This is a genomic window from Pseudomonas defluvii, from assembly GCF_001695625.1.
Classification (GTDB): Bacteria; Pseudomonadota; Gammaproteobacteria; order Pseudomonadales; family Pseudomonadaceae; genus Aquipseudomonas; species Aquipseudomonas defluvii.
Genome location: NZ_MBPN01000089.1, coordinates 1 through 22,017, shown reverse-complemented (window position 1 = coordinate 22,017; position 22,017 = coordinate 1). Strand labels below are relative to the sequence as shown.

The following is a 22,017-nucleotide window of genomic DNA, read 5'->3' as shown; positions in this document are numbered from 1 at the left end:
CCGTGGGAAACCGAGCACCCGGCCCTGGCCCAGTGGCTGCGCCAACGCACACTGAGCGACGCCGAGGCCGCCCACAACCACCCGGAAACACTCGACGCACCGGCGCCTTATCCACAGCTGGCGGCACAGGCCGCGCAACTGGCGGCGGTCGGCGAACTGCCCGTAATCGCCATCACCCCGGCCCCGCCGCGGCTGAACGTCGACGTGCCGGGGCGCAAATGGCAGCAGATCGAAGCCTTCGCCAGCCACCTGGGCTTTACCCACACCCCGCGTCACTGGCTCGACTGGTGCGCGGGCAAAGGCCACCTGGGCCGCCGCCTGCTGCACAACGACCAGCACCTGACCTGCCTGGAATACGACCCGGCCCTGGTACAGGCCGGCCAAACGCTTAGCCAACACCACGGCCTGAACGCCGAACACCGCCTGCAGGATGTGCTGGCCGACGACACCGACCAGCAACTCAGCCCACAGCACACCCCCGTGGCCCTGCACGCCTGCGGCGACCTGCACGTACGCTTGATACAACTGGCAAGCGCCCGTGGCTGCAACCAACTGGCCATTGCCCCGTGCTGCTACAACCGCACCCAAGGCCCGCTCTACCAACCCCTGTCGAGTGCAGCCCAGGCCTCGGCGCTGCAACTGAGCCTCGACGACCTCGGCCTGCCGCTGAGCGAAACCGTCACCGCTGGCGCCCGGGTACGCCGCCAACGCGACCTGTCCATGGCCCGCCGCCTCGGCTTCGACCTGCTGCAACGCCAACAGCGCGGCATCGACGCCTACCTGCCCACTCCGTCACTGCCCAGCAGTTGGCTAGACAAGCCCTTCGCCGACTACTGCCGCGACCTCGCCGCCCTCAAAAACCTGCCCCTGCACGGCAACCCCGACTGGGATGCCCTGGAAGCCGCAGGCCAGGCAAGGCTGGCCGAAGTGCGCAACCTGGAACTGCTGCGCAACCTGTTCCGCCGCCCACTGGAACTGTGGCTGGTGCTCGACCGCGCCCTTTACCTGCAAGCCCAGGGCTACCGCGTGCAGCTCGGACAGTTCTGCGACTACGCCCTCACCCCGCGCAACCTGATGCTACTGGCCGAACGCAACCAGCGGCAGTGAACAGCCTGTGGATAACTCTGTTGATGGTTTTTCCACAAACCCCTCAAAAGCCTTGGATCCAAGGAAAAACAGCGCCTGGTCATTTTTTAGTCACACATTTTAAGCGAGAAAAAACAGCCATTTGCGCAAACACAAACGACTGTTTTAAAGGACAGGAGCGCGACAGTAACGTGACATAGCGATTGTGAATAAGGCTTTCAGCCCCGCCAGATCACACGCCAAAACCGCCAAAAACCGCCGCCGTTGCAGGGCAAAACCGGGCGGCAGAGAATGAAAGGAAAAAACCTACGCAATAAGTGCTACAGAAGTGGTTTACATAACCAAACCGATGGCTATAATAGCGCCCCTAAGCCGGTATAGCTCAGATGGTAGAGCAACTGACTTGTAATCAGTAGGTCCCGGGTTCGATTCCTGGTGCCGGCACCATACGCAGTACCAAAGAAGGCTCACCGCAAGGTGGGCCTTTTTTGTTTCTGGCAGTTGTCCGTGCGAAATCCTTTCAGGCAGCCATGCTCTGAAGCCTTGCCTGCAATGCACAGTGATTCGATCAAATGCACTGCCCTGCACAGATCCCTGGACTGCCCACCAAGGGTTGGATTTGTGTCCAATTTCTCGGGGGCAGTCCACCCTGTAGGAGCGGGCTTGCCCGCGATAGCAATCTCAACACACCACACAACTCAGACCCCGCCACAGTAAAAAGGCTACCCAAACAGCAGCCTGTTCAGTGAGCTGTCATACCGTGGCGGTTATCCACATAAGCGATTGGCATCCTGCAGGTCGCTCGGTCACGCCAAGAATGGTAGCGACCTCTTCTCTTATATGAACGGTGCGACAACTCCCCTCGTGACAAACACCAAAGTCACCCACACCAGCACTGCAGATGATGGTGCCGCAGACCAAGGAATGGACTGCACCTGACTGACAGTCAGGCATGCCCCGGTCATCGCATTGCTGCGTTCACCCGGCTCAGGATCTTCAGGCACTGGTCTCGTCAGCCAATGCACCCTCATCCCGCCCACCGGCAACGGTGCTCAGGAGGCCAGATCATGAGATGCCCATGCTCCCGGAATGCGATTCCCGGTCGTAAGGAGCCGCCAGTCCGGCGGAGTGGACATTACCCACAGGTCGCAGGGGCCTTGATCCCTGATAACACTCAGCATTCTTGGCGGGATGACGTGGGGCGAGGATCGGAGAGCGAACGATGAGGAGACCGACATGGCATTGGTGGGCAGACGCGATGGCCGCAATTTCGGCTACGGCAGGCAACTGAGCTATGCAGGGCCGCAGGCGTTGAAAGACATATTCGGCAGCGGCCACTACGGCACGGTGAAGGCGCACTGTGATCGGTGGCTGGCATTAGTGAAGTGGTGCCGCTCCGAACAGGGGCCCGGTATCAATGATGTGCGGCAGATTGATCGGAAGTGTTGGCCGACTATGCGGCGTATCTGCGCGACGAGGTTAGGCGCGGTGACCTTGCTGTCAGCACCGCACACAACCGCCTATCCAGCGTAAACAGGACCATGGCGGCGCCTCGCGGTGATCAGCACGTGAAGTTACCCAGTCCGAGCAAGGCGCTGGGTGTGCAGCGCACCGGGATTCGCCAATCAGTGCCGCAGGGCCAAGAACGCGATCAGGTTAAAGAGATCGTCAATGCGCTCTGCATAAATCATCAGCAACGGGCCGCCGCAATCGTTCTGTTGGCGCGATCCACCGGCATGCGCTTGCGTGAGGCTATCTTGGCCGACCTGCCACGGCTAAACCGTGAGGCTAACCACCTAGGCAGGATTAACATTCAGGATGGAACCAAAGGCGGCCGCGCCGGCGCCTCCGCACCGAGGTGGATCGTAGTGGACGACCATGTTCGTAGTGCACTTGAGTTTGCGCGACAGGTGTCGCCTGCGGGAAGCCGCAACCTGATTGCGCCGCACGAAAGCTATCTAAGTCTGCTGCAAGAAATCATCCGCCCTGCGCGGGACATCCTGCATGCACACAACCTCAAAGGCTTCCATGAGCTACGAGCGGCGTATGCATGTGAGCGCTATGAGCAAATTACTCTAGACCGCGCGCCTATCAACGGCGGCCAATGTTGCCAGGTAGATAGAAACCTTGATCGTGAGGCCCGGAGACAGATCAGCTATGAGCTGGGACACAGTCGGATTGACGTAGTTGCTGCGTACATTGGAGGTCGGTCATGAGTAAGTCATTCGATATGGAGTTGTTCTTGACTGGCGTGCTGACCGGGTCGCATGCGACGCGACAACGCCACTTGCGGCAGGCGAATGTCATCCAAGCTGAAATTGCAAAACGCTGGCTGCAAAAAACGCCTTGGGGTTGGCAGAGAAAACATGTGGCTTGGTTCCTAGAGCACCGCATGAACCACAGCAGTGAGACGACACGGTACTACTACCTGCTAACGGTTCGGCTGCTCGCTCGTCGTCTAGACAAATCATGGATTTTCTATCTCTGAGCCGAAACTGACTTTATCAATAACCACTATCAGCAATCGACCAGAAACAACCCATAATAAATGGCTCGCTGATGGCCAAATCATAAACAACCACAACCGATCAGACTGACCATGGACATTCAAGCTCTCGACTTCTTAACTTCGCGCAGTCCATACGAAAATAGAAGATACTCTCTTCACATATAAATAAACTTTAAGTACATGAAGACCACTTTGTGGACAATCACAGCACAAGACAAAATCTGTGACCATTGAATATCGTATTAGTGAGATGGCGATTAACGCCAACTCTAGGAGGCCGCTTAAAAATGTGGTAGCATGCGAAACTTTTTGGATGCTTTTATTCGAGATTTAGAAAAGCAATGCTATGAATAAATTTAATCCTCACAATCACGCACTAGAAAATTTTTTCGATTCAATAATCGACACTATTGATCGAGAAGCGCTAGCTGAACTGGTCAACCTTGACTCTGCTGACTCCGTACTGAGAACATTCCTGTCCATCGATGAAATGAGGGAGTTTGGGAGTTTTTTCACTGGCCAAGAGCTTTCCACCTGCGCCGTGGCCGCCTTTAATGCACCCATTTCATTAGATTCAGTAGTTCTCGACCCAACATGTGGCACTGGAAACCTGTTGATTGAATTCTCTCGAAGGCTAGAGGTTAAAGAGTATCTATCTGAAACTCTACGCCAATGGGGAGGAGTCCTCGTAGGATTCGACATTCACGAATCCTTTATTCGAGCTACAAAGCTACGCCTTGTCCTCGAAGCATTAAATCGTGGAGTCATTAAAGACTGCACGATTGATGAGGCACAATCTTTACTATCAAAAATCATAGTAAAAGATGCTATGTCCGTCACTGCTCAGGATTTGTGCAACACGACGCACTTGCTAATGAATCCTCCGTTTTCGAGCTGGGACTCCCCTCGAGAGAATTATTGGAGGATAGGCAAAGTCAATGCGGCAGGCGTTGTTTTCGATCACTATCTACGGTGCGTTCCGACTAACTGCGCAATAAGCGCAATACTCCCTGACGTTCTACGATCAGGGAGTCGCTATCAAAACTGGCGTGATTTTGTCGAAGCAAATATTGACGGCCACGCTGAGATAGCTGGTCGCTTCAACGAGAAAACTGATATTGATGTTTTTCTAATACACGGCTTTGCTACCCCACCCCAGAACCAAACTATTATCTGGTTCCCAGAACAGTGTAAAAGCTCCACTATCTCTGAGCATTACGATGTTTGCATCGGCCCACTAGTAGCATATCGCGATCCTCTTGAAGGCCCATCTTCGCCCTACGCGCACTCCAAAAATACGCCCCTTTGGAGTTCAATAACCAATCTTTCAGAGACACGAAACTTTAAAGGAAGATTGATTGAACCACCATTCGTAGTAATTCGACGCACTTCTAGCCCCTCGGATAAATTCCGGGCATCTGCAGCAATAATAAATGAATCATTTCCCGTGGCAGTCGAAAACCATCTTATTGTCGTAAAGCCCAGATCCAATAGCTTAGAAGACTGCCGCAGGTTAGTAGAGGTTTTAAAATCTAAGCGCACAAATGATTTTATCAACAATAGAATCCGTTGCCGCCATCTGACGGTGGGAGTAGTCAAGGACATACCATTATGGTGACTCAATATGATTAAAAGGACCCTCGTCGATGAAAAGCCGTTTGAGTTTTCTGCTAGGGTAACTCTTCAGCTTGGTCGCGAAAGCATCTCCAGTTCGACTGTGGCATTGTCAGAGCTTATAAAAAACTCTTACGATGCGGATGCCGATCATGTGACCTTAGATTTTCACTTAAGAGAAAATTCTGTTTCAACCCTTATAATAGATGACAATGGTAGCGGGATGGATCCCGAAACGTTACTAGGGCATTGGTTAAAAATCGGTACTGACAATAAGTCAGTAGTAGAACGCTCTGCCGGGAAATGCAGGGTATTAACTGGCGCGAAGGGCCTGGGCCGCCTCGGCATTGATCGCCTTTGCAAAAAGTTAGTACTCTATAGCAAAACCAAAGAAATGACCAAAGCTATACAGCTAAACATTGACTGGAAACGCTTTGAGAAGACCAACAAATCTTTATCTGAAATAAAACATCCAATTTATGAAGTAGACCTGCCTATCACAGATAAATACGGTAGTGTTTTTTCTAATCCTGATAGCAGTGGAACACGGATGGTTCTCATTGGCCTCAAGGATGAATGGGACCAAAATTTCTTAGATATTCTAGAAAATGAATTGAGACTATTGACCTCTCCATTTCAAGCTGAAAATGAGTTTTCTATCAGGCTTAAAATAAGGAAGGGTGAGAGTCAAGTCGATAAGTCATTGAACTCAGAGAAATTTCTTAGCGCGGCCCGATGGAAAGTCAAAGCCACTGTTGATTCAAATGGTAACGTAGAAGCGTGCTATACAAATAACCAGCAGAAACTCGATATCTTGCAGGAACCAATTGCATGGAGCTCCTGGTTAAAAAATAGCGGCTCCGCTCCTCTTTTCGGTCCAGTAAAATTCGAATTTTACTATTTAGCCCAAGATACTGAAAACCTTAGCAAGCTCAATCTGAAGGTTAGAAACTTCAGGGAATTTATGCGCCTTAACCAAGGCGTTCGACTTTATAGAGATCATTTTCGAGTCCGTCCTTATGGCGAGCCTTCAGGCAAGGGCGACTGGCTTGACATTGGCTTGAGAAAAGTTTCCAGCCCAGGGGGTCTTTCCCAACTAGGTTGGAAAATCGGCCCAAATCAGATAGTAGGCTCAGTATTAATTTCTCGAGAAACTAATGCCATTCTCAACGACCAAGCAAACCGAGAAGGCATAGTAGAAAATAGCGCTTTCTTTCAGTTACGTACATTCTTACTGAAGGTCATTGAGACCTTTGAGACGCTTGTACAAAAAGATGCAAGTAGCGATGGAAAGCTAGACCTATCTACTGAGCTTGCAAGAATCTTAAGCAAATCAAACGAAGACGTAGAAAATGCAATAGAGGACCTGAAAAAGACCGTTTCCTCTATAAGTCGCAAGAAAAAAAACAAGAAAAAATCACTATCCCCATCTCAACTCGTAGCTCAACGACTAAGCCACCTTGAAGCACTTAGACACAAGCAAAGTCAGGCGGAACAAGAATATTTAGATGCATTGCGCGCAGAGAAGAAGGAACTAGAAGAACAAAAAAACACACTTTCAAACTTGGCGTCGATTGGCATTCTAACAATCAGCTTCGGGCATGAGGTCCGACAGCACTCTGGATTTGCTCTAAATGGGTCTACTCGAGCATTGGCATATTTAGAAAAACTAGACAATTCTGATGGTCTATTAGACGACCCTATAGATTGTATCCAAATTGCTAAGGACGGGGCCAAGTATGTAGACAATTTCTCAAGATTTGCCATTGAGAATATTAAGCCTGACAAGCGCACGCGGAAAAAGGTACATATCCCGGGCGTATTTAAATATGTATTTGAAATATTTTCTGTCACCCTTGATAAAATGGGAGTTTCGTCTGAGATAAACATCCACACGGACGGAGCTGCCTATGAAGTTTATGCGTTTGAAATAGACTGGGAAAGCATAGTCATAAACTTTATGACCAACTCAATCTGGGCTATTGAAGCACAAAAGCAACGCCAAAAATCAACTATCCGTGTTGACCTATATGAAACTGATGGTGAAATCACGGTCATTTACTCAGACTCAGGAATTGGCTTAGAAGCCGGTACTGAGGAGTCAATATTTATACCGATGAATAGCGGTAAGCGAGATGGTCGTGGGAATGTTATCGGAACCGGCATGGGCCTCTCTATAGTCAAGACTCATGTCGAAGATCATATGCTTGGATCTATTAGTGCGAAAGCGCATAGTGACTTAGGTGGGGCTGAGTTCACTATCAAAGTCCCTGTTAGAGGAAAAAACAAATGACAAACAAGGAAATAGTTCTTTTCATTGACGATGAAAAAATGTCAAGAACCCTGTATCGAGGCACTTTGCAAGATATTTATGGCGACGAATATGACGTGTTCGCTATAGAGCCATCCCCCACCATCTCTGACATGTTAGCTACAATTGAAAAATTCGAGAGAGTAGTTTCAATTGTTATAGATGAAAAATTACATGTCGAAGTGGGTGCCGATTACAAGGGCTCCCAGCTTGTCACAGCTATACGCTTGCTAGACGCAAAACTTCCTTTATATATTCTAACCAGTGAAATGGGGCTGATTGAACCTCCATTTGGCTCGGTTGAATATATAATTGACAAAAGTAGGATTGAGCAGCCTGCTTACAAGGAAGAATGCTCCATCCTAATGCGTCGCCATATTAACTCATTCAATGAAATAAAGTCTGCTAGAAATATCCGTTTTGATGAACTACTTAAAAAATCCATAGAAGATAGTCTTTCGCCCGAAGAGGTAGAAGAATACAACGCTCTAGATTTTCTGCGGGTACGCCAAGTACTTACCACAGAGGCGATAGTCCCTTCTGAGGAACTGAGTAAACAAGAACAACTGCTTGCAGAAATTGAAAAGCAATTGAAACAACTGGATGGCGAATAACGTTATGTTTTTCCCTAAACTTTCCCGCCGCAAAATCGAAGATTACTACAGCAATCGCAAAAATTTTTATGCCGATTACAGATCAAACTATGAAAAGATTTCTGAGGACTGCCAACAGCGATGTGTTTACTGTGACATATCAGTAACCGAGCATGGCGGCGACGAAATGCACCTAGATCACTTCCGCCCTCAAGAACACTTTGAAAAATTATCTACGCACCCATACAACCTACACCTGTCATGCCCTAAATGCAATGGACTAAAGACTTCTGATTGGCCTTGCTCCAAAGAAGATGGCGCTCTGACCTTTATAGGAAAAATTGGCTACATTGATCGATTTGAGCGCCATATTGATGAGTTCTTAAAGGTTGAAGACACAGGCTACATTACCGCATTAGCTGGTCCGGTGGAGTACATGATAAAAAAAATGCACTTAAACCGAAGCAGCAGGGTTAACATCAGAAGAAAGCGACTCATAGAGCATAGGAAAACACGCACATTAGAGGGTATTCTACGCCTCACCCAATCTCTGACCACAGCAGAGGTCGAAGGGCGGCTAACTAAAGAGCAGGCATTAGAGAGACGCAAACAGATAGATGCGCTCCTGCTTAGCTATTCACAGCTTTGAAAAGCGACACCTAAAGCTATCAAACTCTATACTACAGCGAATAGGTAGATATTTTGAAAAGGATATTTTTAGGGGTAGCTGGATTTCCCTCCCCTAAAAATAACTATTTAATACAGACATTTAAAGAAAAATTCGACTCCTGGTGCCGCACCATACGCAGTACGAAAGAAAGCTCACCACAAGGTGGGCCTTTTTTGTTTCTGGCGGCTGTTCGTGCGAAATCCTTTCATACAGCCATCCGCCAAAGCCCCCTGAAACCGCCTACCTTCACCCTACCCGCCACAAAACCGGTGAAGCCTTGCCTGCGATAGCAATCTCAACACACCGCACGACTACCAGTCTGTACATTAATTCCTGTGTCGCGTTCGGCTCCCGAAGGGATGTTGATCGAGGCTGATGCGGTGGCTTCGTACTAGCTAAAGCAAGAGCGATGCTCACTGGCGGCGCATCGAGCAGTATTCCAGGAATACCTTGGTAAGCGCTGTGACGATTTCTGGGTCTGCATCTGGTGCCGAGAACAACCGAAATTCGGCATTGGGTAACGGTGGCAATCCGTACTCAGCGCTCAGGACTGAGATTCCCGCAACCAGCTGGCTTAGCGGCATCGGGGCTATGGCTATTCCGGACAACACAGCCGAGCGCAGGGCATTCGTGCTGGTGCATAGCATCGACGTGCGTTGAGCGATGCCCGCTTGTGCAAGATGCAGCAAAGCCGCCTCTCGATAAGCACAAGGTTCTGGAAACAGTGCCAGCGGGAGCGGCTCGCTGATTGGGGTGAGTGGCTGCGCAGCGGTCGCCCAAATGAGCGGTTCGCTCCACAACAGGATCCCTGAGCTATCGGTCTCACACAAAGACCCGACCACTAAATCCAACTCTCCTTGCTTCATCAAGCCGACCAGTGTGCCGGGGATGTTGATCTGAAACTCAATCTCCATACCTGGGTAACCTAGTGCAAGGTTCTGCAGTTCACGCAGCAGCCTGGTCTCCACAAGGTCTTCCGCAAGCCCCACCCTGATACGCCCCTGGAAAGGGGCTCGCGTCATTTCAGCCCATGCCTCTCGATTGAGAGCAAGGATGATCCTGGCGTGGCGCATCAGACGGTCGCCCTCCAGTGTCAGTTCCTGCGACCGGGTTGTCCTCTTGAGCAGAGGTTTGCCGACCTGCTCTTCCAAGCGGCGCAGATGCCCACTGACAGCAGGTTGGGTGAGATGGAGTTTTTCTGCAGCGCGACCAAAACCTTGCTCTTCAACTACGGCAACAAAAGTCTTTAGAAGAAGCGGATCAAACATATCTCAATCCATGATGAATAGCGTTTAATTTCTCAATTTATATTTCTTTTAAAGATATGTTGCAATGCCTCGTACACCCACCACGACACGAGACCGCAATGGCCAAGCTCCTTCATATCGAATGCTCCCCCCGCAAAGATCGCTCAGCGTCCATAGAAGTCGCCCAGAGTTTCATTTCGCGACTCTTGGGCTCTCATCCCGATCTGGAAGTGACAACGCTAGACCTGTGGCAGATATCACTGCCGGAGTTTTCTGATGAGGTGATGGATGCCAAGTACTCTGGATTGAATGGATTGGAGTTGACTGCGACTCAGGTGGTTGCCTGGAATGAACTGAAGGCATTGGCAAATCACCTGCACGAAGCCGACGTGCTCGTGCTGTCTGTGCCGCTGTGGAACTTCAGCATTCCCTACAAGCTAAAGCACTTCATTGACGTGGTATCGCAGAAAGACGTGCTGTTTAGTTTCAATCCGAAAACTGGGCTTGAAGGCATGTTGCGAGATAAAAAAGCAGTTGTCGTCTATGCCCGAGGTCTGGATTTCTCTGCTGCGTCGCTGACACCCGCTCAACATTTCGACTTTCAAAAGCCTTATGTGGAAGCGTGGTTACGGCTTATTGGCATCACCGACGTAGAGTCAATCATCGTCGAAAAAACGGTTCTAGGATCGGAGGTGGACAGTACCTCTCGCCATGAAGCCAAGATGCGCGCAAATGCTTTGGCGGACGCCCTAAGCGTTTCGGACATAAACTTTCAGCCTGCGAACTCTGTTGCATGAAGATGAAGAACATCTTCCCGATCCTCCATGAAGAACCATAAAAAAGGCCAGCACTGGGCTGACCTTTTTAAACATTGCTATTGGGCTTAATAGCATTATTGGCCCCTCAGCTCCTCTAGAAGTGAGTGGCCGGCCCAAGTGATTCTGATATTGCCTTCAGAAACCAGATAGCCGCTGTCAAGCAGCAAAAGCTTTGCAGACTCTAGCTCTCCTTCACTGCATCCTCGCGTACACATTTCGCTGAGCTGCATCGAACTCATTCCCCCGACAAAGGTGTCCTCCTCAACCATAGTCAGCACTTTCAAAACGGCTTCTTTATTCCTTTTCATTTTCAATCCTTTGATATGTGTTTGATGGAGGCCAGAGCGTAACCAATTGAACGAGCCCCATGAAAGAGAGGACACCGTTCCCCCCCAGGGAGGGCTTGAAGTAGCCGCGTGTTTCGGGTCGAGTTCAACGCCCGCCGAATGTTGAGGGTGGCCAATTGATTCAGAACAACCGGAACGGCCTTGTGCAGGCTTCGGCTTCTGAAGTACGCCTATCAGATGTCGACGCTTGATACGGGCAACTCAAGCGCCGACAACGCCATCGGTTACCGGCGGTTCAAGGCTTGGGTTTCAATGCCATCGAGCACCGCATCGACCAGCCCTTTGGCCATTTCTGCGGAGTGCAGGGTGGACCATAGCAGGCCTTTTTTGGGGATGTCGTCGATGTGTTCACAGGCCTGTTGGGCCGTGTCGTAGATGCCCTGGAGCAGCAGGGAGACGTGGACCAGCGCGTCTTCGGCATCGATGCCGGAGCGTACGGTGAACAAGGGTGCATGGCCGGCGTCGCAGCAACCAAATGCGGTGGTCGCGGTTTTGCCAAGAAGGGATTGCGGGGGATCGGGAACGATTTTTGTCATGGTGAACTTCTCTTTTTCTTTTAGTTGAGCCGTCACCGCTTGCGACCAAACAAGTTGGGTGGCAGCTGTACGCAGGTTGGTCGACCAGGAAAAAAGACAAACCCGGCAGGCACGAATGCCTCCCACGCACAGCCGCCATAGAACTACGTTACGGACGAGGAGCTCGTCAGTATTCGTATATGGGACCTGATTTGAATTTTTTTCCGACAGGCGACCAAGCCTGATCACTGATGTTCAGCGACCCACGAAGCCTAACGCCCAAGGTGCAATGAGGCAAGGCGAAGATCGAAGGGTGGCCGCCATGCGCAGGTTGGTCGACCGGGACAGTAGGCACCCGGCAGGGCCAATGCCCTCATGCGCACAGCCGCCATAGCCCGGCAATACTCGCGCAAAACCACCCGCGCTCAGTAGCGCCCAGCTGTTTCATTTTGTGGGCGAGATTCAGACCCAGTCGTCCCAGGCCACGGCATGGGTGGCGAGGTAGTGTTTGACCGCCGTGCCCACGGTCGGGAAGAAAGCGTCTTCACCCAATTGCGCGAACAGGCCGAATCGTTTGAGTTTGTCTTTGACCGGGTCTTTCATTTCGGCGATGCGCAGTTCGATGCCCGCCTCATGCAGGGTGCCCATCAGTTCGGCCAACATGTCGGCCGAGGTGACGTCGACGCTGGTGACTGGTTCTGCCGCCACCACCAGCCAGCGCACGGGCGCTGGCGAGGCGGCCACGGCATCCAGTACGCGGTCCTGGAATTGTTCGGCGTTGGCAAAGAACAACGGGGCGTCCCAGCGGAACAGCACCAGGCCAGGCACCTGCCGCGCCTCGGGGTAACGCTTGATGTCGTGATAGCCCTGTATGCCCTTGGCACGGCCCAGCACGGCGGAGTAAGGGCGCCAGCCGTCCCAGAGGAATTCGATCACGGCAATCACGATGGCCAGCCCAATGCCCTGAATGGCACCGAACATCACCACCCCGACCGTACAGGCGATAGACAGCCAGCATTCCCAGCGCTGGATACGGTAGATGCGCCGCAGGTCGGTGACTTCGATCAGGCCGATGGCCGAGGCAATCACCACCGCGGCCAAGGCGCTGGTGGGCAGGTTTTTCAGCAGGTCGGGGGCGACCATCAGCAAGCCGGCTACGGTGAGCGCGCCGACGACGCCGGTCAGTTGGGTTTTCGCCCCGGCGGCTTCGGCCACGGGTGTGCGCGATGAGCTGCTGCTGATCGGGAAGCCCTGGAAGAACCCGGCGGCCAGGTTGGCGATGCCCAGCCCGACCATTTCCTGGTTCGGGTCGACGTAGCTGCGGGTTCGTGCGGCATACACCCGCGATAATACGCTGGTGTCGGCGAACGAAACCATTGCCACCGCGCAGCCACCGATCAGTACCGGGACGATGTCGTCGCGGGTAATCCACGGGATGGCGAAGGCCGGCAGGCCTTGCGGGAGGGAGCCGAGCACCTCGACGCCAGCGCCTTCGGCCAGGCCCAGCAGGCTGACTGCGACGGTTGCGCCAACCACGGCGATAAGGATGCTCGGCACACGGCCGTTGCCCTTGAACAGCAGGATAACCGCCAGCGTCGCGGCACCGACGGCAAAGCTGGCCCAGTGGATGCTGCCCTCGAACACCCCCATGATCACCGCCCACTGGTTACTCAGCGGGCCGTCGGATTCAATCGAGAAGCCGAACAACTTGGGCTGTTGGCTGATCAATACGGTCAGCGCAATGCCGTTCATGTAGCCGTAGCGAATGGGTTTGGAGAGCAGTTCGGTGATGAAGCCCAAGCGGGCCACCCCGGCCAGGATGCACACCGCGCCGGAGACGACGGCCATCATGCCGGCGAGGGCAACGGCACGCATCGGGTCACCGCCGTACAGGGGCAGCACCACCGCCAGTATCACCGCCACCAGGGAGGAATCGGGGCCGAGCACAAGGATGCGGCTGGGGCCAAACAGGGCGTAGGCCAGCAGCGGCACGATGGTGGCGTAGAGGCCATAAATCCCGGGGATGCCCGAGGCGACCGCGTAGGCGATGCCCACCGGCACCAGCATGGCGGTCAGCACCAGCCCGGCCATGATGTCATGGCGCAGCCAGGCCAGCTGATACTCGCGCAGCGTACGCAGCCCCGGCATCCAGCGCGCCCAACCGGCCTGGTCGGTCAGCTTGACGCGACGGTGAATTCGACCGGGCTCAGGGCGAGGGGACGACGATTCGGAATTGCTCATTAAGACCCCAGCAGCTAAAGACCTGCAATTCCGTGGTTAACGGCTCAGAGAAGTTTAGTTAGCGTGCACGCTGGTGTCTTGATAGCAGCAAAGTCGGGAGTACGCCATGGGTATTGCGCGGCAGTGCCTCCTATACCCGGAAGTGGTCCATCAGGGTTTGTTGCTGGTTGGCCAGGCGGTTCAGTGCCTGGCTCACCTGGGCCGACTCATCGGCCTGCCCGGACAGTGACTCGGTCACGTCACGGATGGTTGCGACGTTGCGGTTGATCTCTTCAGCAACCGAGCTTTGCTCTTCGGCCGCGCTGGCGATCTGCAGGTTCATGTCGCTGATGACGGTGACGGCATCGCCAATACGCCGCAGGGCGGTAACGGCCTGTTCGACCTGGGCAACGCTGCCCTGGGCCTGTTGATGGCTGCTGTGCATTGAGGCAACGACATCTCGGGTGCCGGTTTGCAGGCCTTCGATCACCTGGCGGATCTCTTCCACTGACTCCTGAGTGCGCCTGGCCAGGTTGCGTACTTCGTCAGCGACCACGGCAAAGCCACGGCCGGCCTCACCGGCCCGGGCAGCTTCGATGGCGGCGTTGAGCGCCAGCAGGTTGGTTTGTTCGGCGATGCCGCGAATCACTTCGAGCACCGAGCCGATCTGTTCGCTGCTGCTGGACAGGCCTTCCACCTGGCTCATGGCGAGGGTCATGTCGCGGGCCAGGTCGTCGATGGCACGGGTGGTCTGGTTGATCACGCCGAGGCCTTCGCGGGTGGCTTGGTCTGCGCCGCGTGCAGCTTCTGCGGCCTGGGCGGCGCTGCGGGCAACATCATGGGCCGTGGCGCTCATTTCGTGGGACGCGGTGGCCACCTGGTCGACTTCACGGTACTGCTGTTGCATACCGGCGCTGGTCTGGCTGGCGATGGCGGCGGACTGGTCGGCGGTGCCACGTGCGTCCTGCACCGAGCTTTTCACATCGGCGATGATCGGCCGCAGTTTATCGAGGAAGCGGTTGAACCAACCGGCCAGTTCGCCCAACTCGTCGTGTTTGTCGTAGGCGAGGCGCCGGGTCAGGTCGCCCTCGCCGCTGGCGATGTCGCGCAGCATGGCGGCGACACCCAGGATAGGCCGGGTGACGCCGCGTGCGGTCAGCCACACCAGTAACAGCCCGGCCACGGCAGCCAGCAGGCCGAACAGCAGCTCCAGCCAGGTACCTTCGGCGCTGCGGCGGTCGAGGTCCTGCTGCAGGGCTCGCGCCGGGGCCAGCAGGGCGTCCATAGGTACATCAAGCAGGACAGACCAGGGCTGCGCGTCCGGTATGGGTTGCAGTGGCGCCAGCACCTGCAAGCGACCGGCCTGTTGCTGCGCGTGGGCCTGGCCCTGGCGTTGCAGGGCCAGCAGCTCGCTGCCGTGTTCCGGGTAGGCCTGGCTCAGCGTCTGGCCCAGCCGGGTTACATCCGGGCTATGCCCGGCGAGCAATCCGCCGGCGCTGACGATGCTGACCGCACCTTTGCCCTGGTACAGCCGCTGGCTGCTGGCTTCAACCAGTTGCTGCAAGTTGGCCAGGCTGATGTCCATGCCCAGCACCGCCAGCAGTTTGCCGTTGTCGATCACCGGGAAGGTCAGCGAGGTGATAAGCGTCTTCTGCCCCGAGGCGTCGTCGAAATAAGGGTTGAGCAGGCAGGGTTCAAGGGTCTGTTTCGGGCAGTTGAACCAGGTGTTGAACGGGGTGCCATCGAGCATGGTGGTGCTGTCGGCGATCAGCGCTTCGCTGACCGTCAAGGTGCTCAACTCGCCGTTACGCTGCGCCCAGTAGCTGGAGAAGCGCCCCTGCTCGTTGCTGCCCCTGGCGCCCTGCCCGCTGAAACGGGCATCGTTGCCATCCAGCGCATTGGGCTCGAACACCAGGTACAGGCTGAGCAGTTGCGGATTGGCCTGCAAGGCCTCTTTCACCTGCTGGTGCAGCGACTCGCGCAGGGCTTCAGGGGCAAGCTGGGCCTTCTGCAGTTGGCGTTGTTGCTGCAGTACCTGGCGGCTGAGGTTTACGCCGTCCTGATAGGCCGCGAGGAAAAAGCGCTGCAGGGTCAGCGCCTGTACCCGGCCCTCGCCTTCCATGCGCTCGCGGGCCGAGGTTTCGAGCATCTGTGCGCTGCTGGCCTTGACCAGCTCGGTGCTCGCACTCATGCGGTAGAGCGAGATGCCAATCAGCACCGCAACGATGGTCAACAGGCACAGCCCGGTGAGCAGGGTAATTTTCCACTGGATGGACAGACGGTTCAGCAGCATCGCACGTGATCCTTACGCCGGGGGCGACTGGCACGCCTGCGCAGGCGTATTTGTTAGAGCCTTTACACATTGCGTGCCACCTGCCAAAGCGCGCTGAAAACAGCCTGATGGCCAGCATTTACGGGGGGTAATGGCCGGCCAAGGCGAAGGTATGCACACGCCCCACTGTTACAGCCTGAGACAGCGACTGTCGCATCGGCAAGATGCCGAGACACTGCGCAGGGGGCTGAGCGTTGATGAAAAACACCTTGTTTTCCATGGCCTTACAACGCCTGGCGAACATTGGCATGGCGGTTGCGCACGGGCCTGCACAACAAAAACCATAGGAGCAGCCCCCCGATGATCACGCGAACGTCCACTCCCCTGCGAACGCGCCTTGCCCTGGCACTGGCCGCCAGCGGCGTATTTGCCAGCCTGCCAGCGCCAGCCTACGAGCTGTACAACCAGGGCGGCAGCGTACTGAACGCCGACCTGGAGGCGGTGTTCGGCATCATGCACAGCGAGGAAAGCTATGCCACCGCTGGCAACCGCAGCGCTGGCAGTTCGGCCTGGCGCGAGGGCTACATCAAGTACGGCCTGAGCGGCAGCCAGACGCTGGCCGACGCTGGCAGCCTGTACGGCAAGTTCAACCTGGTGAGCTCGGGTACCTGGGGTGACGGTGATGCGGCAGGCTTCACCCTCGGCAGCGAACGCCGCACAGCCGTGGAAGACGCCTACCTGGGCTGGCGTTCCGGGGCGCTGCTGCCACTGTTTGGTGAGGACGGCGTGGACATTTCCGCCGGCCGCCAACTGGTCAAACTCGGCGACGGCTTCCTGCTCAACGGCGACTCGGTGAACGTCGGCGATGCCGACCTCGGTGCCGACTTCGACCGGGGCGGCGCCTACTACCTGGCCGGGCGCAAGGCCTTCGACCAGACCGCGGTTGTGCATGTGGGCGGCACGCAAGGCTGGCGCAGTGATCTGGTGTGGCTGAAGTCAGACAACCGTGCCCAGGCCGAAACCGAACTGGCGGCGGCCACCCTGGAGCATGTGGGCGCAGCCGGCACGCTGGGGCTGACCTGGATTCACGGGCTGGACGTCAACGAGCGCTTCGCCACCGCCGCCCAGCTTGAACGCAAGGACATGGACACCGTCAGCGTGCGCGGCAGCGGCGGGCTGGGGGTTGAAAACCTCAACCTGGCGTTCGAGTACGCCACCCAAGACCGTGACAGCGGGCGCGAGAACGCCTGGTACCTGGAGGGCGCCTGGACCTTCGCCGATGTGCCGTGGAAACCTACGGCCACCTACCGCTACAGCCGCTTCTCCGAGGCCTTCGACCCGCTGTTCTACGGTTTCAGCCGTGGCTACGGCACCTGGTATCAAGGTGAAGTGGCGGCCAACTATGCCGGGCCGTTCAACAGTAATACCGCCGTGCATCATGTCGGCCTGAAAGCGACGCCACGGGACGACCTGACGCTGGGCGCGCTGTTCTTCGACTTCGACACCCTCGACCGCGATCTTGGCAACCTCAGCGGCCAGGAACTGGACCTGTACCTGGAGTGGACGGTCAACGAGCACCTGATCATCAGCCCGCTGGTGGGCCTGTACAAACCTGAGCGCAGTGCCAGCGAAGGCGGGTTGCAGTTGGGCAACGACGACACCAACACCTACCTGCAACTGACCGTGGCGACGTTTTTCTAGCGCCCGGTGCGTGGCCGTGGCCTGGTTCACCCGGGCCACTGGCTGACGTACCATGGGTGCTTGTTCAAACTCACACGGATGTGCAATGAAACGCTTCCTATGCCTTGGCGCAATGCTCGCCGGGCTGCTTGCCTTCGCCCTGCAACACACCGCCAGCGCGGCGGGGTTTGACTGCAACAAGGCTGTCACCCTGCAGGAACAGGCCATCTGCAATACGCCGTCGCTGTCCGCCAAGGACGAGCAGTTGAATGCCCTGTTCCGCCCGCTGAAAAAACATCAGGTTTTCCGCCAACTGGGGGCCACCTGGCTGTATGAGGTGCGCAACGCGTGCCAGACGATCGGTTGCCTGGAGGCCGCCTACGACCAACAGATCAAGCGGCTGACCCCGCAGCAGCCGCCCAGGGTCGATGTTCACGCGCTGTCGCCACTGCCCGAGGGGCAGGTGTATACGCAAGTAGACGATGAGCCGTGGCAGCGCTACGTGCTGGCCGAGCTGCCGCAGGCGCCCGCGCACGTCTTCAAGCACATTGTCGACGCCGCCGTGGTCGACGGTGTGCTGCATGTCATTCTCTATGTCAGCAACAGCAACGACCGCGACAACCTGTACCTCAGCGAGCGCTTCAACCACCAGACCTACGGCACCCTTTACGAATACACCGATACCCGCCCGGGCTGGCACCCGATCGCCACCCACATTGCCTTCCAAGGCTGGGAAAAAACCGGTTTCTACGATCAGGGCAAGCGCTACGCCGGGGTGGTCGACGGGGTGTTCTATTATCGCCAGCAAGAAGACAAAGGCCTGCAACAGGCCATGGCGTATACCTTGGGGTCGGGTGCGGCACCGCAGCCGACCGCGCAGACGTTCCAGGTGCCGTCCAGTACCGCACAGTTCGCCAAGGCCCGTATCCTGGGCGATATCAACGGCAACAACAGCAACCTGACCCTGTCGTATGACGAGCGGGTTGACCGCCACAAGACCGAGCGCGTGATGGCCAACGACGCCACCGACTGGAGCCTGGTGAACCCGACCTGGAGCGAGCGCCGGGCCGTGTTGTACTTCGACAACAGTGGTGCCATGGCCTGTGTCTGGCGGGTGGACCTGGTCAACAAAGTGTTGTCCAAGATCGTCCCTGAGCATGAAGCGGTTTCGGCGCGGCCCGTGGAGCTGCTTGGCCAGGAAGCACTTGTCTACCTTGAGGAAAACCGTTTGGGTTTCGCCATCGCCCCGGTTCAGTAAGGGGGTAAACCGGCTTGCCTGCGCCAAGGCCCATGACGGCTGGCCGCTTGCAAGCCCCTGCCCCTTAAAAGTGTTTTACCGAAATCGCAGGTTTTCTCCCGAAGCGCTTTCCCTATCCTAGGCAAGACGTACTCATCAGCGGAAGATCCATGAAACCGTCGCTCTACAGCCGTTATGCCTGCCTGGCAGGCTGTCTGCTTTTCACTGTCGCAAGCCTGCCTTTTCTCTCTGCCCACGCGGGCCTCTGGCCCCTGACACTGATCACCGCCCTGCTCAGCCTGGTTGGCCTCAATGACCTGCGCCAGAGCCATCACGCGGTGCGACGCAACTACCCGATCCTGGGCAATATCCGTTACCTGATCGAAACCATCCGCCCGGAAATTCGCCAGTACCTGCTTGAAGGCGACGACGACAAGCTGCCGTTCTCCCGGGCCCAGCGCTCGCTGGTGTACGCACGGGCCAAGAACGAGAGCGCCGAGAAAGCCTTCGGTACGCTGAACGATGTGTACAAGCCGGGCTTCGAGTTCATCAGCCATTCGATGCTGCCAGTGGAAACCCCCGACCCGGCATCATTCCGCGTGGCCATCGGCGGGCCGCAGTGCCGCCAGCCGTACTCGGCCTCGATCTTCAACATTTCCGCGATGAGCTTTGGTGCACTCAGCGCCAACGCCATCGGCGCGCTGAACAAGGGCGCCAAACTCGGCCGCTTTGCCCATGACACTGGCGAGGGCAGCATCAGCCCCTATCACCGTGAGCACGGTGGTGACCTGATCTGGGAAATTGGCAGCGGCTACTTTGGTTGCCGCACCGCCGACGGCCATTTCGACCCTGAGCGCTTCGCCGAACAGGCCTGCTCGGCTCAGGTGAAGATGATCGAGGTCAAGCTCAGCCAGGGCGCGAAGCCTGGCCACGGCGGGATTCTGCCAGGGCACAAGGTCAGCGCTGAAATCGCCGAAACACGCGGCGTGAACGTGGGTGAAGACTGCGTCTCCCCTGCTGCTCACACCGCGTTCCGCAGCCCGGTGGAGTTACTGCAGTTCATTGGCCAACTGCGCGAACTGTCCGGTGGCAAACCGGTCGGCTTCAAGTTTTGCCTGGGCCATCCCTGGGAGTTCATGGGGATCGCCAAGGCCATGTTGGCCACCGGCATTCTCCCGGACTTCATTGTCGTCGACGGCAAGGAAGGCGGTACCGGTGCAGCACCAAGGGAGTTCAGCGACAACATCGGCGTGCCGATGCGTGAAGGCCTGATGTTCGTACACAACACTCTGGTGGGCCTGAACCTGCGCGACAAGATTCGCATCGGTGCCGCCGGCAAGATTGTCAGTGCCTTCGACATTGCCAGTGTGCTAGCCATCGGTGCCGACTGGGTCAACTCGGCACGCGGTTTCATGTTCGCCATCGGCTGCATCCAGTCGCAAAGCTGCCACACCAACAAGTGCCCGACCGGGGTTGCCACCCAAGACCCGCTACGCCAGCGAGCGCTGGTGGTGCCGGAGAAAGCCGAACGGGTGTACAGCTTCCACCGCAACACGCTGCACGCGCTGGCCGAAATGCTCGCTGCCGCAGGCCTGGAGCACCCTGAAGAGCTCAAGCCCAAGCACCTGGCGCGACGCATCAGCCCTAGCGAAGTACGCCTGTTTTCGCAGTTGCACGTGTTCCTCAAGCCTGGCGAATTGCTCAGTGGCTCGATTGAAAGCGATTTTTATGCGCGGATGTGGCGGATGGCCCGCAGTGACAGCTTCGCCGCAGACACCGGCGAGGTGGTGGAGATCCGGGCGGCCCGGAACCGCAGAGAAACAACCCCGGCCTAGGCCGGGGTTGTGGGAGACGCCAATCAGAAGACGTTGATCGGGTACTCGACGAATACGCGGACTTCGTTGCCGTCGTCGTTGTATTTGCTCTGCTGAACACTGGTAGAGGTACGCAGGAACGAGCTGCGCAGCTTGACCGACAGGTCCTTGGCAGGGCCTTCCTGAACCACGTACTTCAACTGGTTGAAGAGTTCGCGCTCTTTACCTTCACCGTAACCGTGGGTGTTGATGTTGTCACCACGCACATAGGCCACTTTGTAGGTCAGGCCCGGTACGCCGAAGGCACCGAAGTCCAGACCGTAGCCCAACTGCCAGGAACGCTCGTCTTCGGCGTTGAAGTCGGACCAGTACGAGTTGGCCAGGTAGATGGTAGAGCCACCGTCACCCACCCAATCTGCACTCTGGTAACCGCCGTAGTTGTAGCCGGTGTCACCGGTGCTGCGCTGGTGTGCCAGGGTAATAGAGTGCGGACCAAAGGCATAGGTTGCCGCCAGGCTCCAGATGGTGTTGTCGCGGCCAGTCAAATCGGCGTCTTTGACAAAGTCACGGTCCATCTTCGACTTGTAGCCGTTGAAGTCCAGGGTCAGGGAGCGCTCGGCGGCGATCGGCATCACGTAGTTGATACCCAGGTACTGCTTCTTCATGACGTCTTCGACATCAGAGCCGTACAGGGAAGCCGACAGGTTGTCGGTGAACTTGTAGCTACCACCAAAGACGTTGATCGACTTCAGGCCACCACTGTCACGACCTTCAGCGCTCTTGCGCGCTTCCTGAGTGAAGCGACCCGCGTTCAGCTCCAGGCCTTCGATTTCCTTGGAGGTGACCAGGGTACCGGTGTAGCTTTCTGGCAGCAGACGCGAATCGTCATATTGCAGCACAGGCAGTGTCGGCATCTGGTCGCCGTACTTCAGTACGGTGTTGGAGACGCGGAACTTGACCGCAGCACCACCACGGGCAAGGTTGTGCGGGGAATTGGTTTGGGCGCCTATAGTGGATCCACCTTTTGAGACAGTGACTACGGGGTAGTTTAAGCTGTCGTCCTCGAAAGGATGACAGCAAATGG

The 22,017-nt window shown here is 56.1% G+C and carries 16 protein-coding genes, 1 tRNA gene and 2 pseudogenes; 12 read left to right on the top strand and 7 right to left on the bottom strand.

Annotated elements, in window-relative coordinates; all coding sequences use genetic code 11:
* From EKA13_RS20395 to EKA13_RS20360, 8 genes and pseudogenes are all read left to right on the top strand, one after another.
* Positions 1 to 1,107: methyltransferase (locus EKA13_RS20395; protein ID WP_065761104.1), on the top strand; the 1,107-nt coding region annotated here is incomplete at its 5' end.
* A gap of 350 nt (positions 1,108 to 1,457) precedes the next feature.
* A tRNA-Thr gene (locus tag EKA13_RS20390) sits at positions 1,458 to 1,533 on the top strand.
* A gap of 789 nt (positions 1,534 to 2,322) precedes the next feature.
* Positions 2,323 to 3,302, top strand: a pseudogene (locus tag EKA13_RS20385) (integrase domain-containing protein).
* Entirely contained in the window at positions 3,299 to 3,574 is a 276-nt protein-coding gene (locus EKA13_RS20380; RefSeq protein ID WP_065761103.1) for a hypothetical protein, read from the top strand. The pseudogene EKA13_RS20385 and the gene EKA13_RS20380 overlap by 4 nt, the downstream one beginning before the upstream one ends.
* A 367-nt stretch (positions 3,575 to 3,941) precedes the next feature.
* Positions 3,942 to 5,213 (top strand): N-6 DNA methylase, encoded by a 1,272-nt coding sequence (locus EKA13_RS20375; protein ID WP_083199868.1) that lies wholly within the window; start codon positions 3,942 to 3,944, stop codon positions 5,211 to 5,213.
* A gap of 6 nt (positions 5,214 to 5,219) precedes the next feature.
* Positions 5,220 to 7,502, top strand: a complete 2,283-nt coding sequence (locus tag EKA13_RS20370; RefSeq protein WP_065761102.1) for a sensor histidine kinase — start codon at positions 5,220 to 5,222, stop codon at positions 7,500 to 7,502.
* Positions 7,499 to 8,134, top strand: coding sequence for a hypothetical protein (locus EKA13_RS20365; protein WP_065761101.1), 636 nt, complete (start codon positions 7,499 to 7,501; stop codon positions 8,132 to 8,134). Before EKA13_RS20370 ends, EKA13_RS20365 begins: the two co-directional genes overlap by 4 nt.
* The gene (locus EKA13_RS20360; protein ID WP_065761100.1) at positions 8,124 to 8,762 is read left to right on the top strand and encodes an HNH endonuclease; all 639 of its coding nucleotides are present in this window, start codon (positions 8,124 to 8,126) and stop codon (positions 8,760 to 8,762) included. The genes EKA13_RS20365 and EKA13_RS20360 overlap by 11 nt, the downstream gene beginning before the upstream one ends.
* Before the next feature lie 434 nt (positions 8,763 to 9,196).
* Here the strand turns inward: EKA13_RS20360 and EKA13_RS20355 are convergent, their stop codons facing one another.
* Positions 9,197 to 10,051: a LysR family transcriptional regulator gene (locus EKA13_RS20355; protein WP_065761099.1), complete on the bottom strand. Its 855-nt coding sequence runs from the start codon at positions 10,049 to 10,051 to the stop codon at positions 9,197 to 9,199.
* A 98-nt stretch (positions 10,052 to 10,149) separates the two neighbouring features.
* On the opposite strand from EKA13_RS20355, the gene EKA13_RS20350 reads away from it, so the two are divergent.
* The gene (locus EKA13_RS20350; RefSeq protein WP_065761098.1) at positions 10,150 to 10,827 is read left to right on the top strand and encodes an FMN-dependent NADH-azoreductase; all 678 of its coding nucleotides are present in this window, start codon (positions 10,150 to 10,152) and stop codon (positions 10,825 to 10,827) included.
* Between the two features lie 95 nt (positions 10,828 to 10,922).
* Here EKA13_RS20350 and EKA13_RS20345 read toward each other — a convergent pair whose 3' ends face one another.
* The 5 genes and pseudogenes from EKA13_RS20345 to EKA13_RS28955 form a co-directional block, all read right to left on the bottom strand.
* Positions 10,923 to 11,156 carry a hypothetical protein gene (locus tag EKA13_RS20345; protein WP_065761097.1) on the bottom strand — a complete coding sequence of 78 codons (234 nt, stop codon included), beginning with the start codon at positions 11,154 to 11,156 and terminating at the stop codon, positions 10,923 to 10,925.
* 263 nt (positions 11,157 to 11,419) lie between these two features.
* The gene (locus EKA13_RS20340) at positions 11,420 to 11,731 is read right to left on the bottom strand and encodes a DUF6124 family protein (protein WP_065761096.1); all 312 of its coding nucleotides are present in this window, start codon (positions 11,729 to 11,731) and stop codon (positions 11,420 to 11,422) included.
* Positions 11,732 to 12,172: 441 nt separating this feature from the next.
* Positions 12,173 to 13,951: a SulP family inorganic anion transporter gene (locus tag EKA13_RS20335; RefSeq protein WP_065761095.1), complete on the bottom strand. Its 1,779-nt coding sequence runs from the start codon at positions 13,949 to 13,951 to the stop codon at positions 12,173 to 12,175.
* Between the two features lie 130 nt (positions 13,952 to 14,081).
* Positions 14,082 to 14,786: a methyl-accepting chemotaxis protein gene (locus EKA13_RS28960; protein ID WP_371917261.1), complete on the bottom strand. Its 705-nt coding sequence runs from the start codon at positions 14,784 to 14,786 to the stop codon at positions 14,082 to 14,084.
* Positions 14,787 to 14,987: 201 nt separating this feature from the next.
* A pseudogene (locus EKA13_RS28955) lies at positions 14,988 to 16,052 on the bottom strand (cache domain-containing protein); the annotation flags it as partial.
* Positions 16,053 to 16,562: 510 nt separating this feature from the next.
* Between EKA13_RS28955 and EKA13_RS20325 the strand changes: the two are divergent.
* The 3 genes from EKA13_RS20325 (at position 16,563) to EKA13_RS20315 (ending at position 20,954) form a co-directional block, all read left to right on the top strand.
* On the top strand, positions 16,563 to 17,903 hold the full coding sequence (locus EKA13_RS20325) for an alginate export family protein (protein ID WP_245704367.1): 1,341 nt from the start codon (positions 16,563 to 16,565) through the stop codon (positions 17,901 to 17,903).
* An 85-nt stretch (positions 17,904 to 17,988) separates the two neighbouring features.
* Positions 17,989 to 19,140, top strand: coding sequence for a lysozyme inhibitor LprI family protein (locus tag EKA13_RS20320; protein ID WP_065761093.1), 1,152 nt, complete (start codon positions 17,989 to 17,991; stop codon positions 19,138 to 19,140).
* Positions 19,141 to 19,289: 149 nt separating this feature from the next.
* The gene (locus EKA13_RS20315; RefSeq protein ID WP_065761092.1) at positions 19,290 to 20,954 is read left to right on the top strand and encodes an FMN-binding glutamate synthase family protein; all 1,665 of its coding nucleotides are present in this window, start codon (positions 19,290 to 19,292) and stop codon (positions 20,952 to 20,954) included.
* Between the two features lie 23 nt (positions 20,955 to 20,977).
* On the opposite strand, the gene EKA13_RS20310 is transcribed toward EKA13_RS20315, so the two are convergent.
* Positions 20,978 to 22,017, bottom strand: a 1,040-nt coding sequence (locus EKA13_RS20310; RefSeq protein ID WP_100250152.1) for an OprD family outer membrane porin, incomplete at its 5' end; no start/stop codon positions are given.